The organism is Pseudomonas sp. RHF3.3-3, from assembly GCF_048069595.1.
GTDB classification, from domain to species: Bacteria; Pseudomonadota; Gammaproteobacteria; order Pseudomonadales; family Pseudomonadaceae; genus Aquipseudomonas; species Aquipseudomonas fuscovaginae_B.
The window spans coordinates 2,162,500-2,178,318 of sequence record NZ_CP182250.1 but is presented as its reverse complement, the minus strand read 5'-3'; the positions used below and the strand labels follow the sequence as shown (position 1 = coordinate 2,178,318).

10 protein-coding genes are annotated in these 15,819 nt (G+C 65.3%); 6 read left to right on the top strand and 4 right to left on the bottom strand.

Translation table 11 applies throughout. The annotated features are described in order from the left end of the window. Positions 1-75 precede the first annotated feature (75 nt). The gene (gene pap, locus ACMGT0_RS10065; RefSeq protein ID WP_054060554.1) at positions 76-1,602 is read right to left on the bottom strand and encodes a polyphosphate:AMP phosphotransferase; all 1,527 of its coding nucleotides are present in this window, start codon (positions 1,600-1,602) and stop codon (positions 76-78) included. Between the two features lie 139 nt (positions 1,603-1,741). Here pap and mnmC point away from each other — a divergent pair, with 139 nt between their 5' ends. Next, the gene (mnmC, locus tag ACMGT0_RS10060; RefSeq protein WP_416772411.1) at positions 1,742-3,736 is read left to right on the top strand and encodes a bifunctional tRNA (5-methylaminomethyl-2-thiouridine)(34)-methyltransferase MnmD/FAD-dependent 5-carboxymethylaminomethyl-2-thiouridine(34) oxidoreductase MnmC; all 1,995 of its coding nucleotides are present in this window, start codon (positions 1,742-1,744) and stop codon (positions 3,734-3,736) included. 1 nt (position 3,737) lies between these two features. Here the strand turns inward: mnmC and ACMGT0_RS10055 are convergent, their stop codons facing one another. After that, complete coding sequence (locus ACMGT0_RS10055) at positions 3,738-8,570, bottom strand: NEL-type E3 ubiquitin ligase domain-containing protein (RefSeq protein WP_416772409.1); 4,833 nt, start codon at positions 8,568-8,570, stop codon at positions 3,738-3,740. Between the two features lie 271 nt (positions 8,571-8,841). Here ACMGT0_RS10055 and ACMGT0_RS10050 point away from each other — a divergent pair, with 271 nt between their 5' ends. The 4 genes from ACMGT0_RS10050 (at position 8,842) to ACMGT0_RS10035 (ending at position 14,087) form a co-directional block, all read left to right on the top strand. Beyond that, on the top strand, positions 8,842-10,614 hold the full coding sequence (locus tag ACMGT0_RS10050) for an N-acetylglutaminylglutamine amidotransferase (protein WP_416772407.1): 1,773 nt from the start codon (positions 8,842-8,844) through the stop codon (positions 10,612-10,614). Positions 10,615-10,618: 4 nt separating this feature from the next. Next, a complete protein-coding gene (gene ngg, locus ACMGT0_RS10045) occupies positions 10,619-12,364 on the top strand; it encodes an N-acetylglutaminylglutamine synthetase (RefSeq protein WP_054063923.1) in 1,746 nt (581 codons plus the stop codon). Between the two features lie 215 nt (positions 12,365-12,579). Beyond that, positions 12,580-13,773: an osmoprotectant NAGGN system M42 family peptidase gene (locus ACMGT0_RS10040; RefSeq protein ID WP_054057769.1), complete on the top strand. Its 1,194-nt coding sequence runs from the start codon at positions 12,580-12,582 to the stop codon at positions 13,771-13,773. Positions 13,774-13,859: 86 nt separating this feature from the next. Further along, positions 13,860-14,087, top strand: coding sequence for a YheU family protein (locus ACMGT0_RS10035; protein ID WP_017906378.1), 228 nt, complete (start codon positions 13,860-13,862; stop codon positions 14,085-14,087). 10 nt (positions 14,088-14,097) lie between these two features. On the opposite strand, the gene csrA is transcribed toward ACMGT0_RS10035, so the two are convergent. After that, positions 14,098-14,295 carry a carbon storage regulator CsrA gene (gene csrA / locus ACMGT0_RS10030; RefSeq protein WP_054057770.1) on the bottom strand — a complete coding sequence of 66 codons (198 nt, stop codon included), beginning with the start codon at positions 14,293-14,295 and terminating at the stop codon, positions 14,098-14,100. Positions 14,296-14,480: 185 nt separating this feature from the next. Further along, complete coding sequence (locus ACMGT0_RS10025; protein WP_054057771.1) at positions 14,481-15,296, bottom strand: SDR family oxidoreductase; 816 nt, start codon at positions 15,294-15,296, stop codon at positions 14,481-14,483. A gap of 317 nt (positions 15,297-15,613) precedes the next feature. On the opposite strand from ACMGT0_RS10025, the gene ACMGT0_RS10020 reads away from it, so the two are divergent. Further along, positions 15,614-15,766 carry a DUF3309 family protein gene (locus ACMGT0_RS10020; RefSeq protein ID WP_081005919.1) on the top strand — a complete coding sequence of 51 codons (153 nt, stop codon included), beginning with the start codon at positions 15,614-15,616 and terminating at the stop codon, positions 15,764-15,766. Positions 15,767-15,819: the final 53 nt, after the last annotated feature.

Here is a 15,819-nt window from a genome sequence, read left to right as displayed (position 1 = left end):
AGGAAAGCCTGAGCATAGGCTCGACTGATCCGGAACCGCGACAATCATTCACTCGGCGTATGCGCCACCATCGACCTACTTCGCCTTGCGGTCCTTCTTGCCCTTCTTGTCATGCTTGTCACGCTGGGCGAAGGCGTCCTCGATCGCCTGGTTGATCGTACGCAGCACCTTGACCCGTGCCCAACGCTTGTCGTTGGCCTCCACCAGGGTCCAGGGCGAAATCTCGGTACTGGTGCGATCGACCATGTCGCCCACCGCGGTGCGGTAGAGGTCCCACTTGTCGCGGTTGCGCCAGTCGTCCTCGGTGATCTTGAAACGCTTGAAGGGAATATCCTCGCGCTGCTGGAAACGCTCCAGCTGGGTCTGCTTGTCGATCGCCAGCCAGAACTTGACCACGATGATCCCGGCATCACTCAACTGTTCCTCGAAATCGTTGATCTCGCCATAGGCGCGCATCCAGTCGTCGGTGCTGCAAAAGCCCTCGACCCGCTCCACCAGCACCCGGCCGTACCAGGAACGGTCGAACACGGTGAACTTGCCGCGCGCCGGGATCTGCCGCCAGAAGCGCCACAGGTATGGCTGGGCACGCTCGTCCTCGCTGGGCGCGGCAATCGGCACGATGCTGTACTGACGCGGGTCGAGCGCCGCGGCCAGACGACGGATCGCCCCGCCCTTGCCTGCCGCGTCGTTGCCTTCGAACACCGCGACCAGGGCATGCCGGCGCATGCGCTTGTCGCGCATCAGGCCCGACAGCCGCGCCTGTTCGGTGATCAGTTGTTCCTCGTAGTCGGCCTTGTCCAGTGCCAGGCTCATGTCCAGGCTGTCGAGCAGGCTCATCTGGTCGACGCCCGACGGCAGCGGCGCGGTATTCGGCACGGACGGGGTCCGGGCTCTCTTCAGCGCCGCCTGCAGGCCTTCGAGCAGGATCTTGCCCACGGTCAGGCTGCGGTAATGCGGGTCGGCGCCCTCGATCACATGCCAGGGCGCGTAGTCGCGGCTGGTGCGGCGCAACACCCGCTCGCCGAAATGCACGAAGGTGTCGTAGGTCTCAGATTGCTGCCAGTCCAGCGGGCTGATCCGCCAGCTGTGCAGCGGGTCGTCCTTGAGGGCCTTGAGCCGGGCCTTCATCTGCTTCTTGGACAGGTGGAACCAGAACTTGAAGATCAGCGCCCCTTCATCGCAGAGCATCTTCTCCAGGCGCTCGGCCCCGGCGATCGCCTGGTCGAGCACCGCGTCCTTGAACAGGCCATGCACCCGGCCCTGCAGCATCTGGCTGTACCAGTTGCCGAAGAACACCCCCATCCGCCCCTTGGCCGGCAGCATGCGCCAGTAGCGCCAGGCCGGTGGGTGGGCCAGTTCCTCGTCGCTCTGCTGGTCGAAGGTGCGCACCTCGATCAGGCGCGGGTCCATCCATTCGTTGAGCAGCTTGACCGTCTCGCCCTTGCCGGCGCCCTCGATGCCGTTGATCAGCACGATCACCGGGAAACGCTTCTGCTGCTGCAATTCGAACTGGGCTTCGAGCAGGGCTTCGCGCAGGGCGGGCACCTCGGCTTCGAAGGTTTCCTTATCAATGGCGTGACCGATTTCAGCGGATTCGAACATGGGTGGCTCCTTCCAGAATTGCCCAAGATTAACGGATCGGACCGCACGGTGGGCGGCGAAATCCCCGACATTTGTCGTGGATCAATCCGACCCGGACCAATCGGCTAGAATGGCCGACTGTTTGCCGATGAGTTGCTCCATGAACCGCGTACCGCCACACGCCCAGCTCGACTGGGACGACCAGGGACGACCCCGCTCCCGGGTGTTCGATGATGTGTACTTTTCCGACGACTCGGGCCTGGAAGAGACCCGTTATGTCTTCATCGAGCAGAACCGCCTGCAGGAGCGCTTCCAGGCCCTGCCGCCGGGTGGCCGGCTGGTGATCGGCGAGACCGGTTTCGGCACCGGGTTGAATTTTCTCTGCGCCTGGCAGTTGTTCGAGCAATGCGCACCGCAGGATGCACGGTTGCATTTCGTCAGCGTGGAAAAATATCCCCTGAGCCACGCCGACCTGCAACGCGCCCTGGCGCTGTGGCCGGAACTGGCGAGCTTCGCCACCGCCCTGCTTGAACAATACGTGGCGATCCACCCGGGTTTCCAGCGCCTGCTGCTGGACAACGGCCGGGTCAGCCTGACCCTGCTGATCGGTGATGCGCTGGAACAGTTGCCGCAACTGGACGCCCGGGTCGACGCCTGGTTCCTCGACGGTTTCGCGCCGTCGAAGAACCCCGAAATGTGGAGCCCCGAGCTGTTCGCCGAACTGGCGCGACTGGCCGCCCCAGGCTCGACCATCAGCACCTTCACCAGCACCGGCTGGGTCCGCCGCTCGCTGAACGCGGCCGGCTTCAGGATGAAACGCACGCCGGGCATCGGCCACAAGTGGGAAATCCTGCGCGGCGAGTTCCTCGGCTGGCCGGAGGACGCGGCCAGGCCGGTGCCGGTGCGGCCCTGGTTCGCCTACCCCGAGCAGTGGGTCAAGGAGCGCCGGGCCCTGGTGATCGGCGGCGGCCTGGCCGGTTGCGCCAGCGCCGCCAGCCTGGCCGCCCGCGGCTGGCAGGTGACCCTGCTGGAGCGTCGCGAAGCCCTCGCCCGGGAGGCCTCGGGCAACCCGCAAGGCGTGCTTTACCTCAAGCTGTCGGCCCACGGCACCGCCCTGTCGCAACTGATCCTCAGCGGCTTCGGGCATACCCGGCGCCTGCTCGAACGACTGCACAAGGGCCTCGACTGGGACGGTTGCGGCGTTCTGCAACTGGCCTTCGACGAGAAGGAAGCCGGCCGCCAGGCGCAACTGGCCGCGGCGTTCAGCCCCGACCTGCTGCACGTGCTGGACCGTCCGGCCGCCGAGGCGCAAGCCGGTATCGCCCTGGAGCACGGCGGGCTGTTCTTCCCCGAGGGCGGCTGGGTGCATCCGCCGGCCCTGTGCGGCTGGCAAGCCAGCCACCCGAACATCGAGGTACGCCCCCACAGCGACGCCATCGAACTGCGCCGGGGCGACGGTCAGTGGCAGGCCTGGAACGCCGACACCCTGCTGGGCAGTGCGCCGGTGGTCATCCTCGCCGCCGCCGCCGACATCAAGCGCTTCGCGGCGACGGCGCCACTGCCGCTCAAACGCATTCGCGGGCAGATCACCCGCCTGGCCCAGACCACCGGCAGCAGCACCCTGCGCACCGTGGTCTGTGCCGAAGGTTATGTCGCCCCGGCACGCCTGGGCGAACATACCCTGGGGGCCAGCTTCGCGTTCAACAGCGAGGACCTGATCCCGACCACGGCGGAACACCTCGGCAACCTGGAGCTGTTGCGGGAGATTTCCCCCGATCTGGCCGAACGCCTGCAGGTGGCCGCGCAAGACCCCGAGCAGTTGCAAGGCCGCGCGGCCTATCGCTGCACCAGCCCGGACTACCTGCCGATCATCGGCCCGCTGGCCGACGCCGGGCGATTCGCCGAAACCTATGCGGTGCTGGCCAAGGATGCCCGCCAGATACCGCCGCAGGCCTGCCCCTGGCTGGAGGGCCTGTACGTCAACAGCGGTCACGGCTCACGCGGCCTGATCACCGCGCCGCTGTCGGGCGAACTGCTCGCCGCCTGGCTGGAAAACGAGCCGCTGCCACTGCCCCGCGCCGTCGCCGAAGCCTGCCACCCGAACCGCTTCGCCTGGCGCGAGCTGACCCGCGGCAAGGCGCGGACCGGCCACTGAATCAACTGCCCGGTGCAGGCGCGGGATGCTCGTACATTTCCTGGCGGGTCAGGCTGATGAGAAACATCTGCTCCTCGGCCCTGTGGCTGTCCATCAAGGCCTCCAGGTGCCGGAAGTAACGCTCGCTGTGCATGGTGGGAGACTCCCTGAGCAGTTGTTCCTCCTGATCGTGGAAGGGCTGGTTGAACCGGGAAAAATCCCGCGGGTATTTCTTTTTCAGATAATCGATCCAGAAATCGCGCCCGGCGATGAAGGTCGTCAGGCTCGGCGTCTGCTCGGCCTGCAGGATACGTGCATGCGCTGCCTGGATCTGCTCCTCGGTGACATGGGCGATGGACCTGAACAGCATTTCCCTCGGCTGCCCGGGCACGTGCATCAGGCGCGCCAGGCCAATCCGGTAGGCCAGGTTCACTTCGATTTCATCGACCGCGCTCGACGACGGCACCTCCGGGTTTTCCGCCAGTGCCCGGACATGACTCCGCGCGATGGCATCGATCTGCTCCAGCCGGAACAGGCCCCGTGCCAACTTCAGCAACTGCACCGGTTCATCGCCCTCTATCGCCAGTGCCCGTGCCTTGGCCAGCAATACGCGAACCTCCAGATGGCTGAAACTCTGCGCCGCACTGTCGACGCAGGTCAGCGGATTGGCCGCCAGGTCGAACAATTCCCGGCGCAGCCCACCGTCCTCACCCGCCGCCTCCAATACCTCCCAGACCCGTCGTGTCAGGTCGCTACGGGTCTTCAGGTAGTCCGCGCTGCCGCCCAGGCGCCCCAGCAGATCGAACAGTTCCTGGCTGCCCGGTTCATGCCACAGGCCCTGCCAGAGTGATTGCAGCTGGGCACGCCGCTCCCCCTCGACATCCGCCAGCCAACGCAGGCGCGAACTGTATTCGTCGAGCGCCAGTTCCGACTCCGGTATGCCAAAGGTGATGCCGGTGCGCAAACGATAGGCGGCCAGCGGACTCTGGTTGGCGGGCCCCAGCGGATTATGACGCAGGATGATGCGCCGAGTGATCGGCGACGGCGCATCGTAGAGTTCGGCGGGCAATTGCTGAATCAGGTTGCCACGCAAGTCCGCCGCGGACAGACTGGTACGGGTCAACAGCCCTTCCGGCAGGTGGTCGATACCGGTACCGCGCAGAAACAGCCGGCGCAGGTGCGGCATTCGCACGACATCCAGGCGGCCGACATCGGAGTTGCCGTTCAGGTTGAGCACTTCCAATTGCTGCAGGGTGGAAAGCTGGGCCGCCGCCTCGCGGGTGAGCACGATCCGGTTTTCCTGCAGATGCAGTTCGCGAAGTTCGTCCATATGCGCAATGGCTGGCGGCAGCGTACGCAACCGGTTGTTGCCCAGGTCCAACTTGCGCAGTTGGGGAAACCGCCTCAGGAAGCTGCTCGGGATGGTGGTCAGGTCCATGCTCTTGAGGGACAGTTCGGTGACATGCTCGAAACTGATCGACTCGGGCAGTTCCGGCAGGCTGACCACCCGCAACCCCTCCAGGCTCAGGCCATAGCCGATCGCCGCACCGCTGTCGTCATAGGTTCTGGGGGTTTGCCGGCGCCAGCAACGCTCGAGAATCTGCGAGGCCTGCATGCGGCCTTCCTGCATGCCTCCGAGCCAGATGGACTGCCCCCGTTGCTCGAAAGACCGGCCATACCAACTGTTCAATAACGAGCGCAACAGTTCCAACTCCAGTTCCAGCGAGCGAATCCGGTTGCGCACCAGTGCCGAATCGTCACCCAACTGCAACATGAAGGCGCGGACCTCCGCCTCGCATAAATCGGGATACAGACGGGTCACCCGCCGCAACCCGCGACGAGTCGTCTCGATCCCGCCACGCCGGATGCGTGAACAACCGGAGCGGTCCATCCGGCGCCAGGGGGCCGGCTCATGGTCAGCTTTTCGCGCTGCCAGGCCCAGCGTCGCCTCCAGTTCCTGACGAGGCCGCGTCATGGCCGTGCTGAGCAACAGCTTATGCAGTTGGGCCTCCTCCTCCAGCCTCATGCCCATTGCCATGCGTTCACTGACGCTCAACGAGCCCAGCAGGGCTGCGCTCAGGGCGTCGTTGCCGGTCGCCCGTTGCCCGAGCGCACTGCCGCTCGCGTCGAAGGCCTGGTAGCCCTCTTCGGTCCTGACGAAAATCCGCCGCCTGGGCAGACCGACGTTGCCCAACTCGGCCAGCAGCGGGCCGCTGACGGCATCCTGGCGTAATTCGATCCGCAGATCGAGCGGCCATCCCAGCAACTTCTCGAGCACGGGCAACTGCAACCTGGCGGTATCGGGATTCACGGTCGACTGCAGGAAGCCGCCCTCCAGGGCCCGATCGACCCGAACCTCGCGGGCGGCGTCGGTGAGGTCCTCGACCAGTTGCAGGGGCAGGCGCGAATCGACCAGCAGGCGATCCTTCACACTGACACTGGATTGCTCGGCCACCTCGCGCAGTACGCCACTCGGCAACTCGGGGAAACGTTGGCGCACACTCTCCGGCAACCCATCGGCCAACAGCCAGCGCAGCCGGTAGACCCGCTCGAACAAGGCATGACGATGCGTACGCACATGCTGCTGCAACGCACGTTCGAGCCCAGGCAGCTCCTCGCCAGGTTTCACCGGCTCGCCGAGCAGGGCCTGCCTGTGCGCAGGATCAAGCACGTCGATCAGTGCCTGCAGGCCGCTCGACTCCAGATCCCTGGCCGCCACCTTGAGTGGCCTTGGCTGCGAGGTCAGGTCGACGCCGTACTCATACAGCGGCTTGTCCGCAGCATCCAGCAGCAGGATCGTGCGCCCCCGGGGCCAGCCCGGCAGGTCCGGCAGGATCTGCAGCTTCAGGTCCAGCAGGCGTCGCGCCGGCGGGGCATCGGCAGCATCGGCCAGCCAGCCGAGTTCGCGGTCCAGGCGAAAACGCCGGATCGAGTCGAGCACCGTCGCCGGGATTTGCGCCCTGTTCATGTGCAGACGATGCAACAGCGGCGCATCAAGACGGTGGATCGACAGAATCCGCTCGATGTCCACATCGTCCAGCCAGGCGGCCTCGGGCCTCAGGCGACGCAACAGGTAGGCCGGATCCTCCCAGCCCGGAGGCCATTCATGGGCCAGGCGCCAGCCGCCCGCACCATTGTGTTCCAGCAGCGGTTCGTAGGCCGTGGGGCGGCTGCGATGACGCAGGCGCCAGGCATCGGCAGCCTCGTCCCGATAGGCCCGATAAGGGCGACCGGCGATATCCAGGTAACGATGCCCGTCATCGCTGACCTCCGGGTAGAAGCCCTGCGTGTCCGGGTCCTGCCGGGCGAGCAAGGGCTCGTCATGGGCATAGGGTTCCAGGCTGGGCTGCCAGAGCCGGTAGCGCCCATCGTCCGAGCGCACCGGCACCAGCTCATCGAAGAACGCCGACTCCTGGCGAAACAGGCCCTTGACCAGCTTGCCACCCACCTGCAGGGCCGTGCCCAGGGCAATCATCGTCGCGAGGTCCTCGGCCACCGCCATCATATGGGTGATAGCCTTGTCATGATCACCACGCTGCCAGTCCTGGTAGCCCTCGTAGACTTCCGCCAGCATTTCCCCGACCGCCACCCCCATCATCAGCAGCCCCAGCCAGGGGTTGGCGAAGGAGGCCAGGTTCAGCAGGGTCATGCCCAGCCCCAGGCGGGCCTGGTAACGGGCGTTGCGGGCGTCCTGGTCGACATCCTCGGTCGGCACGGCAACCGCCCGGGCATCGTCCTGCAAGCGCTGCAGTTGCTGTCGATGGAGCAGGGAAAACAGCTCGTCGTTCGACGGCAGCAAGCGCAACTTCAGGTCGGCCTGCCGATTGAGCAAGGCCTTGGCGCTCAGGGTTTCCCGGCTCAGGCTGCGACGCAACGCGGCAAGAAACGCCGGCAGATCGCGCTGCTCGACCAGACGACTGAAGAATGCCTCGTAGGACGGCTGCCACAGGCGCTCGCATAACTCGGCGCGAAAATCTTCGAGCGAGGGGTAGAACCTGAATCGGCTGAGCGGATCGTTGGGGATGTGAACCAGCAACCCGCGATCCCCATCCGACGGCCCCGTGTGCAGGGTGAACAGACGTACGCGCGACAGCGTCACGCCCAGCATCTGCAATTCGTTGACCTGTATCCGCGCCCCATCGGCGGCAACGCTGACGTTCGATTCGATCAACCGGCAAAGCTGCGTATGGGCACTCTCGTCCAGTTCCTTTTTCATCAAGGCGATGGTGGCATCCACCAGCATGTCCGCCTTGGCCTGCTGCTGCATGGCGAACTCGATCCTGGCACCTTCAGCGTCCAGTTCCTGCCCGGCTTCGAGTGGCAGATGCAAGACCCTGCACAAGTGCTGCTGATAACGTCCACCGAGGTCCAGTTCGCGTACCAGATCGATGAAGGCCTGTGGCGTGAACTCCGGCCTGGCGCTGCCGGAGAAGCGCAGGTACGTTTGCGGTGGAAACTGCTCCTCCGCGGCGAAGTTCTGCAGCGCGGCATCCAGCAGGCCGTGCTGGGTGAAGGTCATCGGAAAGACAACGGGGGCACCAAGCGGAGACGGAAATTCGGGCCAGCGATCGGCGATGACCAGCATGTCCGTGTGCAGGTCCAGCCCCGCTCCGAATCGCTCCTGCAGCCTCTGTGCGAGCAACGGCTCACAGAACGCCCGGACCGGCTTCAGCTCCCTGAGCCAGGCCGACACATCATCCTTGAACAATTGGCTGCGGCTCATGTACTCGCGCAGCTGTACGATCCTTTCCGGGCGGGCCAGCAACAACCAGTCGGGAGCATTGGCCCGGATCACCTCCTCGTTTTCACTGAACTCGTCCAGCCCGGGTGGCACCGGCAGTTTAACGGCTGACATTTCAAAACTCCTTCTATCCATGAGTCTTGAAGGTATCAATCACGGCGTCCTGGAAAATCTCAAAAACCTGTTGCATATCAGCCTGTTGCATCAGGAATTCAGGGCTTTCGCATAACCCGCTGGCACCCTTGTGCGCGAGTGCCCATGGCCACGCCCCCCCGCTTGGCCCGCTGTTCGGCGGATCGCTTATAACGGATTGATATAAAACTCCCCCGTCCTCAGCGAGTCAGTTCCAGAGTGACCCTCCCCAACGGATAACCGGTAAGGACTTATGTGCGCAATTGCTGGAGAACTACGTTTCGATCGACACCCCGCGGACCTGGCCGCCCTTGAGCGGATCACCCACCACATGGCCCCACGCGGCCCCGATGCCTGGGGCTTCCATAGCCAGGGGCCGATTGCCCTGGGCCACCGTCGACTGAAAATCATGGACCTGTCGGATGCCTCGGCGCAGCCGATGATCGACCCCGACCTGGGCCTGTCCCTGGCCTTCAACGGGGCCATCTACAACTTCCCCGAACTGCGCCGGGAACTGGAGCAGTTGGGCTACGCCTTCTACTCCGGTGGCGACACCGAAGTGCTGCTCAAGGGCTACCACGCCTGGCGCGAAGCCCTGCTGCCCAAGCTCAACGGCATGTTCGCCCTGGCGATCTGGGAACGCGATGCGCAACGCCTGTTCATCGCCCGCGACCGTCTCGGGGTCAAGCCGCTGTACCTCTCCCACAACGCCCAGCGCCTGCGCTTCGCCTCAAGCCTGCCGGCACTGCTGCAAGGTGGCGACATCAACCCGCTGCTCGACCCGGTCGCCCTCAACCACTACCTGAACTTCCATGCCGTGGTACCGGCGCCGCGCACCCTGCTGGCGGGCATCGAGAAACTGCCACCGGCGACCTGGCTGCGCATCGACGCCAACGGCCAGCGCGAACAGCACACCTGGTGGTCGCTGAACTATGGTCCGGCGCCTGATGAACTCGACCTGGGCCTGGAAGACTGGCGCGACCGGGTACTCGCCAGCACCCGCGAAGCGGTGGCGATTCGCCAGCGGGCGGCGGTGGATGTCGGCGTGCTGCTGTCCGGCGGCGTCGACTCGAGCCTGCTGGTCGGGCTGCTGCGTGAAGCCGGGGTGGAACAGTTGTCGACCTTCTCCATCGGCTTCCAGGATGCCGGTGGCGAGCGCGGCGACGAATTCCAGTACTCGGACCTGATCGCCCGCCATTACGACACGCGGCATCACCAGTTGCGCATCGACGAACGGGAAATCATCGAGCAGTTGCCGGCGGCGTTCCGCGCCATGAGCGAGCCGATGGTCAGCCACGACTGCATTGCCTTCTACCTGCTGTCGCGGGAAGTGGCCCGGCATTGCAAGGTGGTGCAGAGCGGCCAGGGTGCCGACGAACTGTTCGCCGGCTACCACTGGTATCCGCAGGTGGACGGTGCGGCCGACCCGTGGGCGGCCTACCGCGAAGCCTTCTTCGACCGCAGCTACGACGACTATGCCGCCACCGTGCAGCCGGCCTGGTTGCTCGGCGAGGACGCGGCGGGCGATTTCGTTCGCGAGCACTTCGCCCTGCCCGGGGCCGATGCCGCCGTGGACAAGGCGTTGCGCCTGGACAGCACGGTGATGCTGGTGGACGACCCGGTCAAGCGCGTCGACAACATGACCATGGCCTGGGGCCTGGAAGCCCGCACGCCGTTCCTCGACTACCGGCTGGTGGAACTGTCGGCACGCATCCCGGCCCGCTTCAAGCTGCCGGACGGCGGCAAGCAGGTGCTCAAGGAAGCCGCCCGCCTGGTCATTCCCAGCGAGGTCATCGACCGCAAGAAGGGCTACTTCCCGGTGCCCGGCCTCAAGCACCTGCAGGGTGAGACGCTGGCCTGGGTCCGCGAGCTGCTGCTCGACCCGAGCCAGGACCGCGGCCTGTTCAACCCGGCGATGCTCGACCGCCTGCTGACCGACCCACAGGGTCAGCTCACTCCGCTGCGCGGCTCCAAGCTGTGGCAGTTGGCGGCCCTCAACCTGTGGCTCAGCGAACAAGGGATCTGATCGGATGAAAGCTCACGCCACGACCTACAGCCAACGCCTGCTGCGCGGCCAGCCGCCCTCCTACGAACGCCTGCAGGCGCGCCTGGCCGAGGACGGCAACGAGCCGGCCCCGGAACCGGTGGCCGTGCACTGCGGCTGGGGCCGGCTGCTGGTCGGCCACACCTTCGCCGACCCGGCCGCGCTGGCCGAGGAACTGCTCAACGAGCAGTCCGGCGAACGCGATATCGCCCTGTATGTCGCCGCACCGCAGCAAGTGCTGGCCCAGGCGCCTCAGCAACTGTTCCTCGACCCGTCGGATACCCTGCGCCTGTGGTTCAGCGACTACCGCCCGGCCACCCGGGTGTTTCGCGGTTTCCGCATTCGCCGGGCACAGAGCCCCGAGGACTGGCAGGCGATCAACCAGTTGTACCTGGCCCGCGGCATGCTGCCGATCGACCCGGAACTGCTGACCCCGCGCCACGAGGGCGGGCCGGTGTACTGGCTGGCGGAGGACGAAGACAGCGGTGCGCTGATCGGCAGTGTCATGGGCCTCAACCATCGCAAGGCCTTCCACGACCCGGAGCACGGTTGCAGTCTCTGGTGCCTGGCGGTCGACCCGCACTGCAGCCGCCCGGGCGTCGGCGAGGTGCTGGTGCGGCACCTGGTCGAGCACTTCATGAGCCGTGGCCTGGACCACCTCGACCTGTCGGTGCTGCATGACAATCGCCAGGCCAAGAGCCTCTACGCCAAGCTCGGCTTCCGCACCCTCAGCACCTTTGCCATCAAGCGCAAGAACGGTATCAACCAGCCGCTGTTCCTCGGTCCGGGGCCGGAAGCCGGGTTCAATCCCTATGCCCGGATCCTGGTGGAAGAAGCCCACCGGCGCGGCATCGACGTGCAGGTCGACGATGCCGCCGCCGGCCTGTTCACCCTCAGCCACGGCGGGCGCCGGGTACGCTGCCGGGAATCGCTGACCGACCTGACCAGCGCCATCAGCATGAGCCTGTGCCAGGACAAGAGCCTGACCCACCGGGTGCTCAGCGAGGCCGGCCTGAACGTACCGCAGCAACAGCGTGCGGCGAGCGCCGAGGACAACCTGGCATTTCTGCGCGCCCACGGGCGCATCGTCGTCAAACCCCTGGACGGCGAGCAGGGCCAGGGGGTGGCGGTGGACCTGCGCAGTGCCGAGGAAGTCGAACAGGCGATCAAGGCCGCCCGCGCCTTCGACAGCCGAGTGCTGCTGGAGAGCTTTCATGAAGGTCTGGACCTGCGCATCGTGGTGATCGGCTTCAAGGTGGTGGCCGCCGCGCTGCGCCACCCGGCCCAGGTGGTCGGCGATGGCCAACACAGCATCGGCGCCCTGATCGAGGCCCAGAGCCGCCGACGCCAGGCCGCCACCGGCGGCGAGAGCCGGATCCCCCTCGATGCGGAAACCCAGCGCACCCTGCATGCCGCCGGCTACGACTACAACACCGTATTGCCCAGGGGCGAACAACTGGCGGTGCGCCGCACGGCCAACCTGCACACCGGCGGCAGCCTGGAAGACGTCACCGCGATCCTGCACCCGACGCTGGCAGAAGCCGCCGTGCAGGCCGCGCGGGCCCTGGACATCCCGGTGGTCGGCCTGGACCTGATGGTGCCGGCGGCGGACCAGCCGGAGTACGTGTTCATCGAGGCCAACGAACGCTGCGGGCTGGCCAACCACGAACCCCAGCCGACCGCGGAGCGGTTCATCGACCTGCTGTTTCCCCATAGCCGGCCCACGCAGTAGACAACCCCGGCCACTGTCCCATCGTGGAAGACGCCCGGCTCTTGGCCAAGGTCGACAGACGTCTTCGCGGACAAACCCGGCTCCTACGGGTTACGGGTGCTCATCCGGCTTGATGCACCGCATTGCACTGTAGGAGCCGGACTTGCCCGCGAAAGCGCCCTCCAGCCTGGACCAGGATCCCGGCCCACCACGTCCCCTGATACAAAGGAGTCGCCATGACCCATCCACTCCCCCATCCCGACCTCGACTACCTGCAACGGGTGCTGCTGGAAATGCTCGCCATCCCCAGCCCGACCGGCTTCACCGACACCATCGTGCGGTATGTCGCCGAACGCCTCGAAGAACTCGGCATTCCCTTCGAACTGACGCGCCGCGGCACTATCCGCGCCACCCTCAAGGGTCGCCAGAGCAGCCCGGACCGCGCCGTGTCGGCACACCTGGACACCATCGGCGCCGCCGTGCGGGCGATCAAGGACAATGGCCGGCTGAGCCTGGCGCCGGTGGGCTGCTGGTCCAGCCGTTTCGCCGAGGGCAGCCGGGTCAGCCTGTTCACCGATACCGGAGTGATCCGCGGCAGCGTGTTGCCGCTGATGGCCTCCGGGCACGCCTTCAACACCGCCGTGGATGAACTGCCGGTCAGTTGGGATCACGTCGAACTGCGCCTGGATGCCTATTGCGCGACCCGCGCCGATTGCGACGCGCTGGGCATCGGCATCGGTGATTTCGTCGCCTTCGACCCCTTGCCGGAGTTCACCGAGAGCGGCCACATCAGCGCCCGGCACCTGGACGACAAGGCCGGCGTCGCGGCCCTGCTCACCGCGCTCAAGGCGATCGTCGAAAGCGGCGTGCAACCGCTGATCGACTGCCACCCGCTGTTCACCATCACCGAGGAGATCGGCAGCGGTGCGGCGGCGGCCCTGCCCTGGGATGTCAGCGAGTTCGTCGGCATCGATATCGCCCCGGTCGCGCCCGGCCAGCACTCGAACGAACACGCGGTGAGCGTGGCGATGCAGGACTCCGGCGGTCCCTACGACTACCACTTGTCACGCCACCTGCTGAACCTGGCGGCAGCCAGTGAACTGCCGGTGCGCCGCGACCTGTTCCGCTACTACTTCAGCGATGCCCATTCGGCGGCGACCGCCGGGCACGACAGTCGCATGGCGCTGCTGGCCTTCGGTTGCGATGCCACCCACGGTTATGAACGCACCCATATCGACAGCCTGGCGGCCTTGAGCCGCCTGCTCGGCGCCTACCTGCTCAGCCCGCCGGTGTTCGCCAGCGATGCGCAGCCGGCCAGTGGCTCCCTCGACCGTTTCAGCCGGCAACTGGAACACGAGACCCAGATGGAAAGCGACACCCGGGTGCCGACGGTGGACAGCCTGATCGGCCAGCGCAACCCGCTCGACTGAGGGCAAACGCGGCTGCCGGCCGATTACCGGTAGCCGTGCCCGGCCAGTCGCAGTAGGATCACGGCGATTCCCGAAGAGAGCCTTTCATGCTGATTCCCCACGACCAACTCGAGCCCGATACCCTGACCCGGCTGATCGAGGATTTCGTCAGCCGCGACGGCACCGACAACGGCGACGATACGCCCCAGGAAACCCGTGTGCTGCGGGTCCGGCAGGCCTTGAGCAAGGGCCAGGCAGTGATCTTCTTCGACCTGGAAAGCCAGCAGTGCCAGTTGCTGCCCAAGCACGCGGTGCCCAAGGAGTTCTTCGACTGAAGCGGCGCCCCTAGCGCTGCGCCACCGGATCACGGACGGAGTCGACCTTCGTCAGGATCCGGCGGTAGATCTCGGCACGATGGACATTGACGTTCTTCGGCGCTTCCACGCCAAAACGCACGTGGTTGCCATTGACCGCGAGAATCCGCACGGTGATGTTATCGCCGATGGAAATCTTCTCGCCCACGACACGGCTCAATACAAGCATGGCACTTATCCTCAAGGGTTTATGAGTGCCCAAGACTGCCCGGCCGGTTCAGCGCCTTCAATGCAACAGCGGCAAATCAGCCCGCCCTTACCGACACGGCCGATTCGCCCTACAGAATCAGATTTCATACTGCGCCCCATCAGACTTTTCGCCACAGCGATGTCCGAGCGGAGCGCCCTGCCCGCCTACTGGCCGGATTGCCTGGCCTTGGCCCGCATCTTGTTGGCCATCACGGTCATTTCGTCATAGAGCAACTGCGGGTTCTTCTGCTTCAGGGCCCAGGCCATGCGACCCTGCTCATGGGGCAGGATCAGGAACTCACCCTCGGCGACACGCTGGTAGATGTAGTCGGCGATGTCGCTGGCGGTGATCGGCGAACTCTCCAGCAGCTTGCCGACCTGGGCTTTCATGGCGGGCGTCGGGCCACGGAAGGAGTCCAGCAGGTTGGTCTGGAAAAACGACGGGCAGACCACGTGAACGCCGATTTCCTCCTGCGCCAGTTCCACCAGCAGGCTCTCGGACAAGGCCACCACGCCAGCCTTGGCGACGTTGTAGTTGCTCATCGCCGGGCCCTGCATCAGGGCGGCCATGGACGCGATATTGATGATCCGGCCCTTGCTCTGCTCCAGCAGCGGCAGGAACGCCTTGCAGCCCTTGACCACCCCCATCAGGTTGATCGCGATCTGCCACTCCCAGTCTTCCAGGGACAGTTCGCTGAAGAAGCCCCCGGAAGCCACGCCGGCATTGTTGACGATCACATCGATGCCGCCGAACTTGTCCTCACAGGCCTGGGCCAGGGCCGTCAATTGGCTGTAGTCACGCACATCGCAACGCTGGGTGAAACCGTCGCCGCCCGCCTCGCGCACCCGCGCGAGGGTTTCCAGCAACCCGGCTTCGCTGACATCGGACAAGGCCAACCGCCAGCCTTCACGCGCCCAACGCAGGGCGATTTCGCGACCCAGGCCGGAGCCTGCGCCAGTGATCATGATGCGATTTTGCATAGGAGGATGCCTTGTGCGTTCGGAAGAAGTGAGCCGCAGTGTAGCGAAGGAATATCACCCACCCATGCACCATCAGATTGCTGAATACTGGAGGCAAAGTCGCGCCCGAGGACAACTTCCGGGGGTGCCGCAAGCGTCACGGGTGAACCGCCGAAAGTGCATCGACGACATGGAGCGAAGGCAATCGATGGCGGAAAAATACCTGAATAAAAAACTGAATTTTCCCTGCGGAGTGCCAGTCGGAAATTTAAACCGGTTCGTTATTTGAATGATGAATCGAATCGTTTACTGACGGGACAACCAACAAGGAAAACACCATGGGTACTATTCTGATTGTCATCCTGATTCTATTGCTGATAGGCGGTCTGCCGGTGTTCCCGCACTCCAGGAACTGGGGCTACGGCCCATCGGGCGTCATCGGTACCGTGCTGGTGATTCTGCTGATTCTGGTTCTGCTCGGGAGGATATGACGCCAGCACCCGGCAATGAAAAACGCCCCGAAGTCTCGGGGCGTTTTTCATGT

Coding starts and splice junctions, on each gene's coding strand:
- ACMGT0_RS10050 (WP_416772407.1), top strand. CDS start 8,842: ATGTGCGCAATTGCTGGAGAACTACGTTTCGATCGACACCCCGCGGAC.
- pap (WP_054060554.1), bottom strand. CDS start 1,602: ATGTTCGAATCCGCTGAAATCGGTCACGCCATTGATAAGGAAACCTTC.
- ACMGT0_RS10055 (WP_416772409.1), bottom strand. CDS start 8,570: ATGTCAGCCGTTAAACTGCCGGTGCCACCCGGGCTGGACGAGTTCAGT.
- ngg (WP_054063923.1), top strand. CDS start 10,619: ATGAAAGCTCACGCCACGACCTACAGCCAACGCCTGCTGCGCGGCCAG.
- ACMGT0_RS10035 (WP_017906378.1), top strand. CDS start 13,860: ATGCTGATTCCCCACGACCAACTCGAGCCCGATACCCTGACCCGGCTG.
- ACMGT0_RS10025 (WP_054057771.1), bottom strand. CDS start 15,296: ATGCAAAATCGCATCATGATCACTGGCGCAGGCTCCGGCCTGGGTCGC.
- mnmC (WP_416772411.1), top strand. CDS start 1,742: ATGAACCGCGTACCGCCACACGCCCAGCTCGACTGGGACGACCAGGGA.
- ACMGT0_RS10020 (WP_081005919.1), top strand. CDS start 15,614: ATGGGTACTATTCTGATTGTCATCCTGATTCTATTGCTGATAGGCGGT.
- ACMGT0_RS10040 (WP_054057769.1), top strand. CDS start 12,580: ATGACCCATCCACTCCCCCATCCCGACCTCGACTACCTGCAACGGGTG.
- csrA (WP_054057770.1), bottom strand. CDS start 14,295: ATGCTTGTATTGAGCCGTGTCGTGGGCGAGAAGATTTCCATCGGCGAT.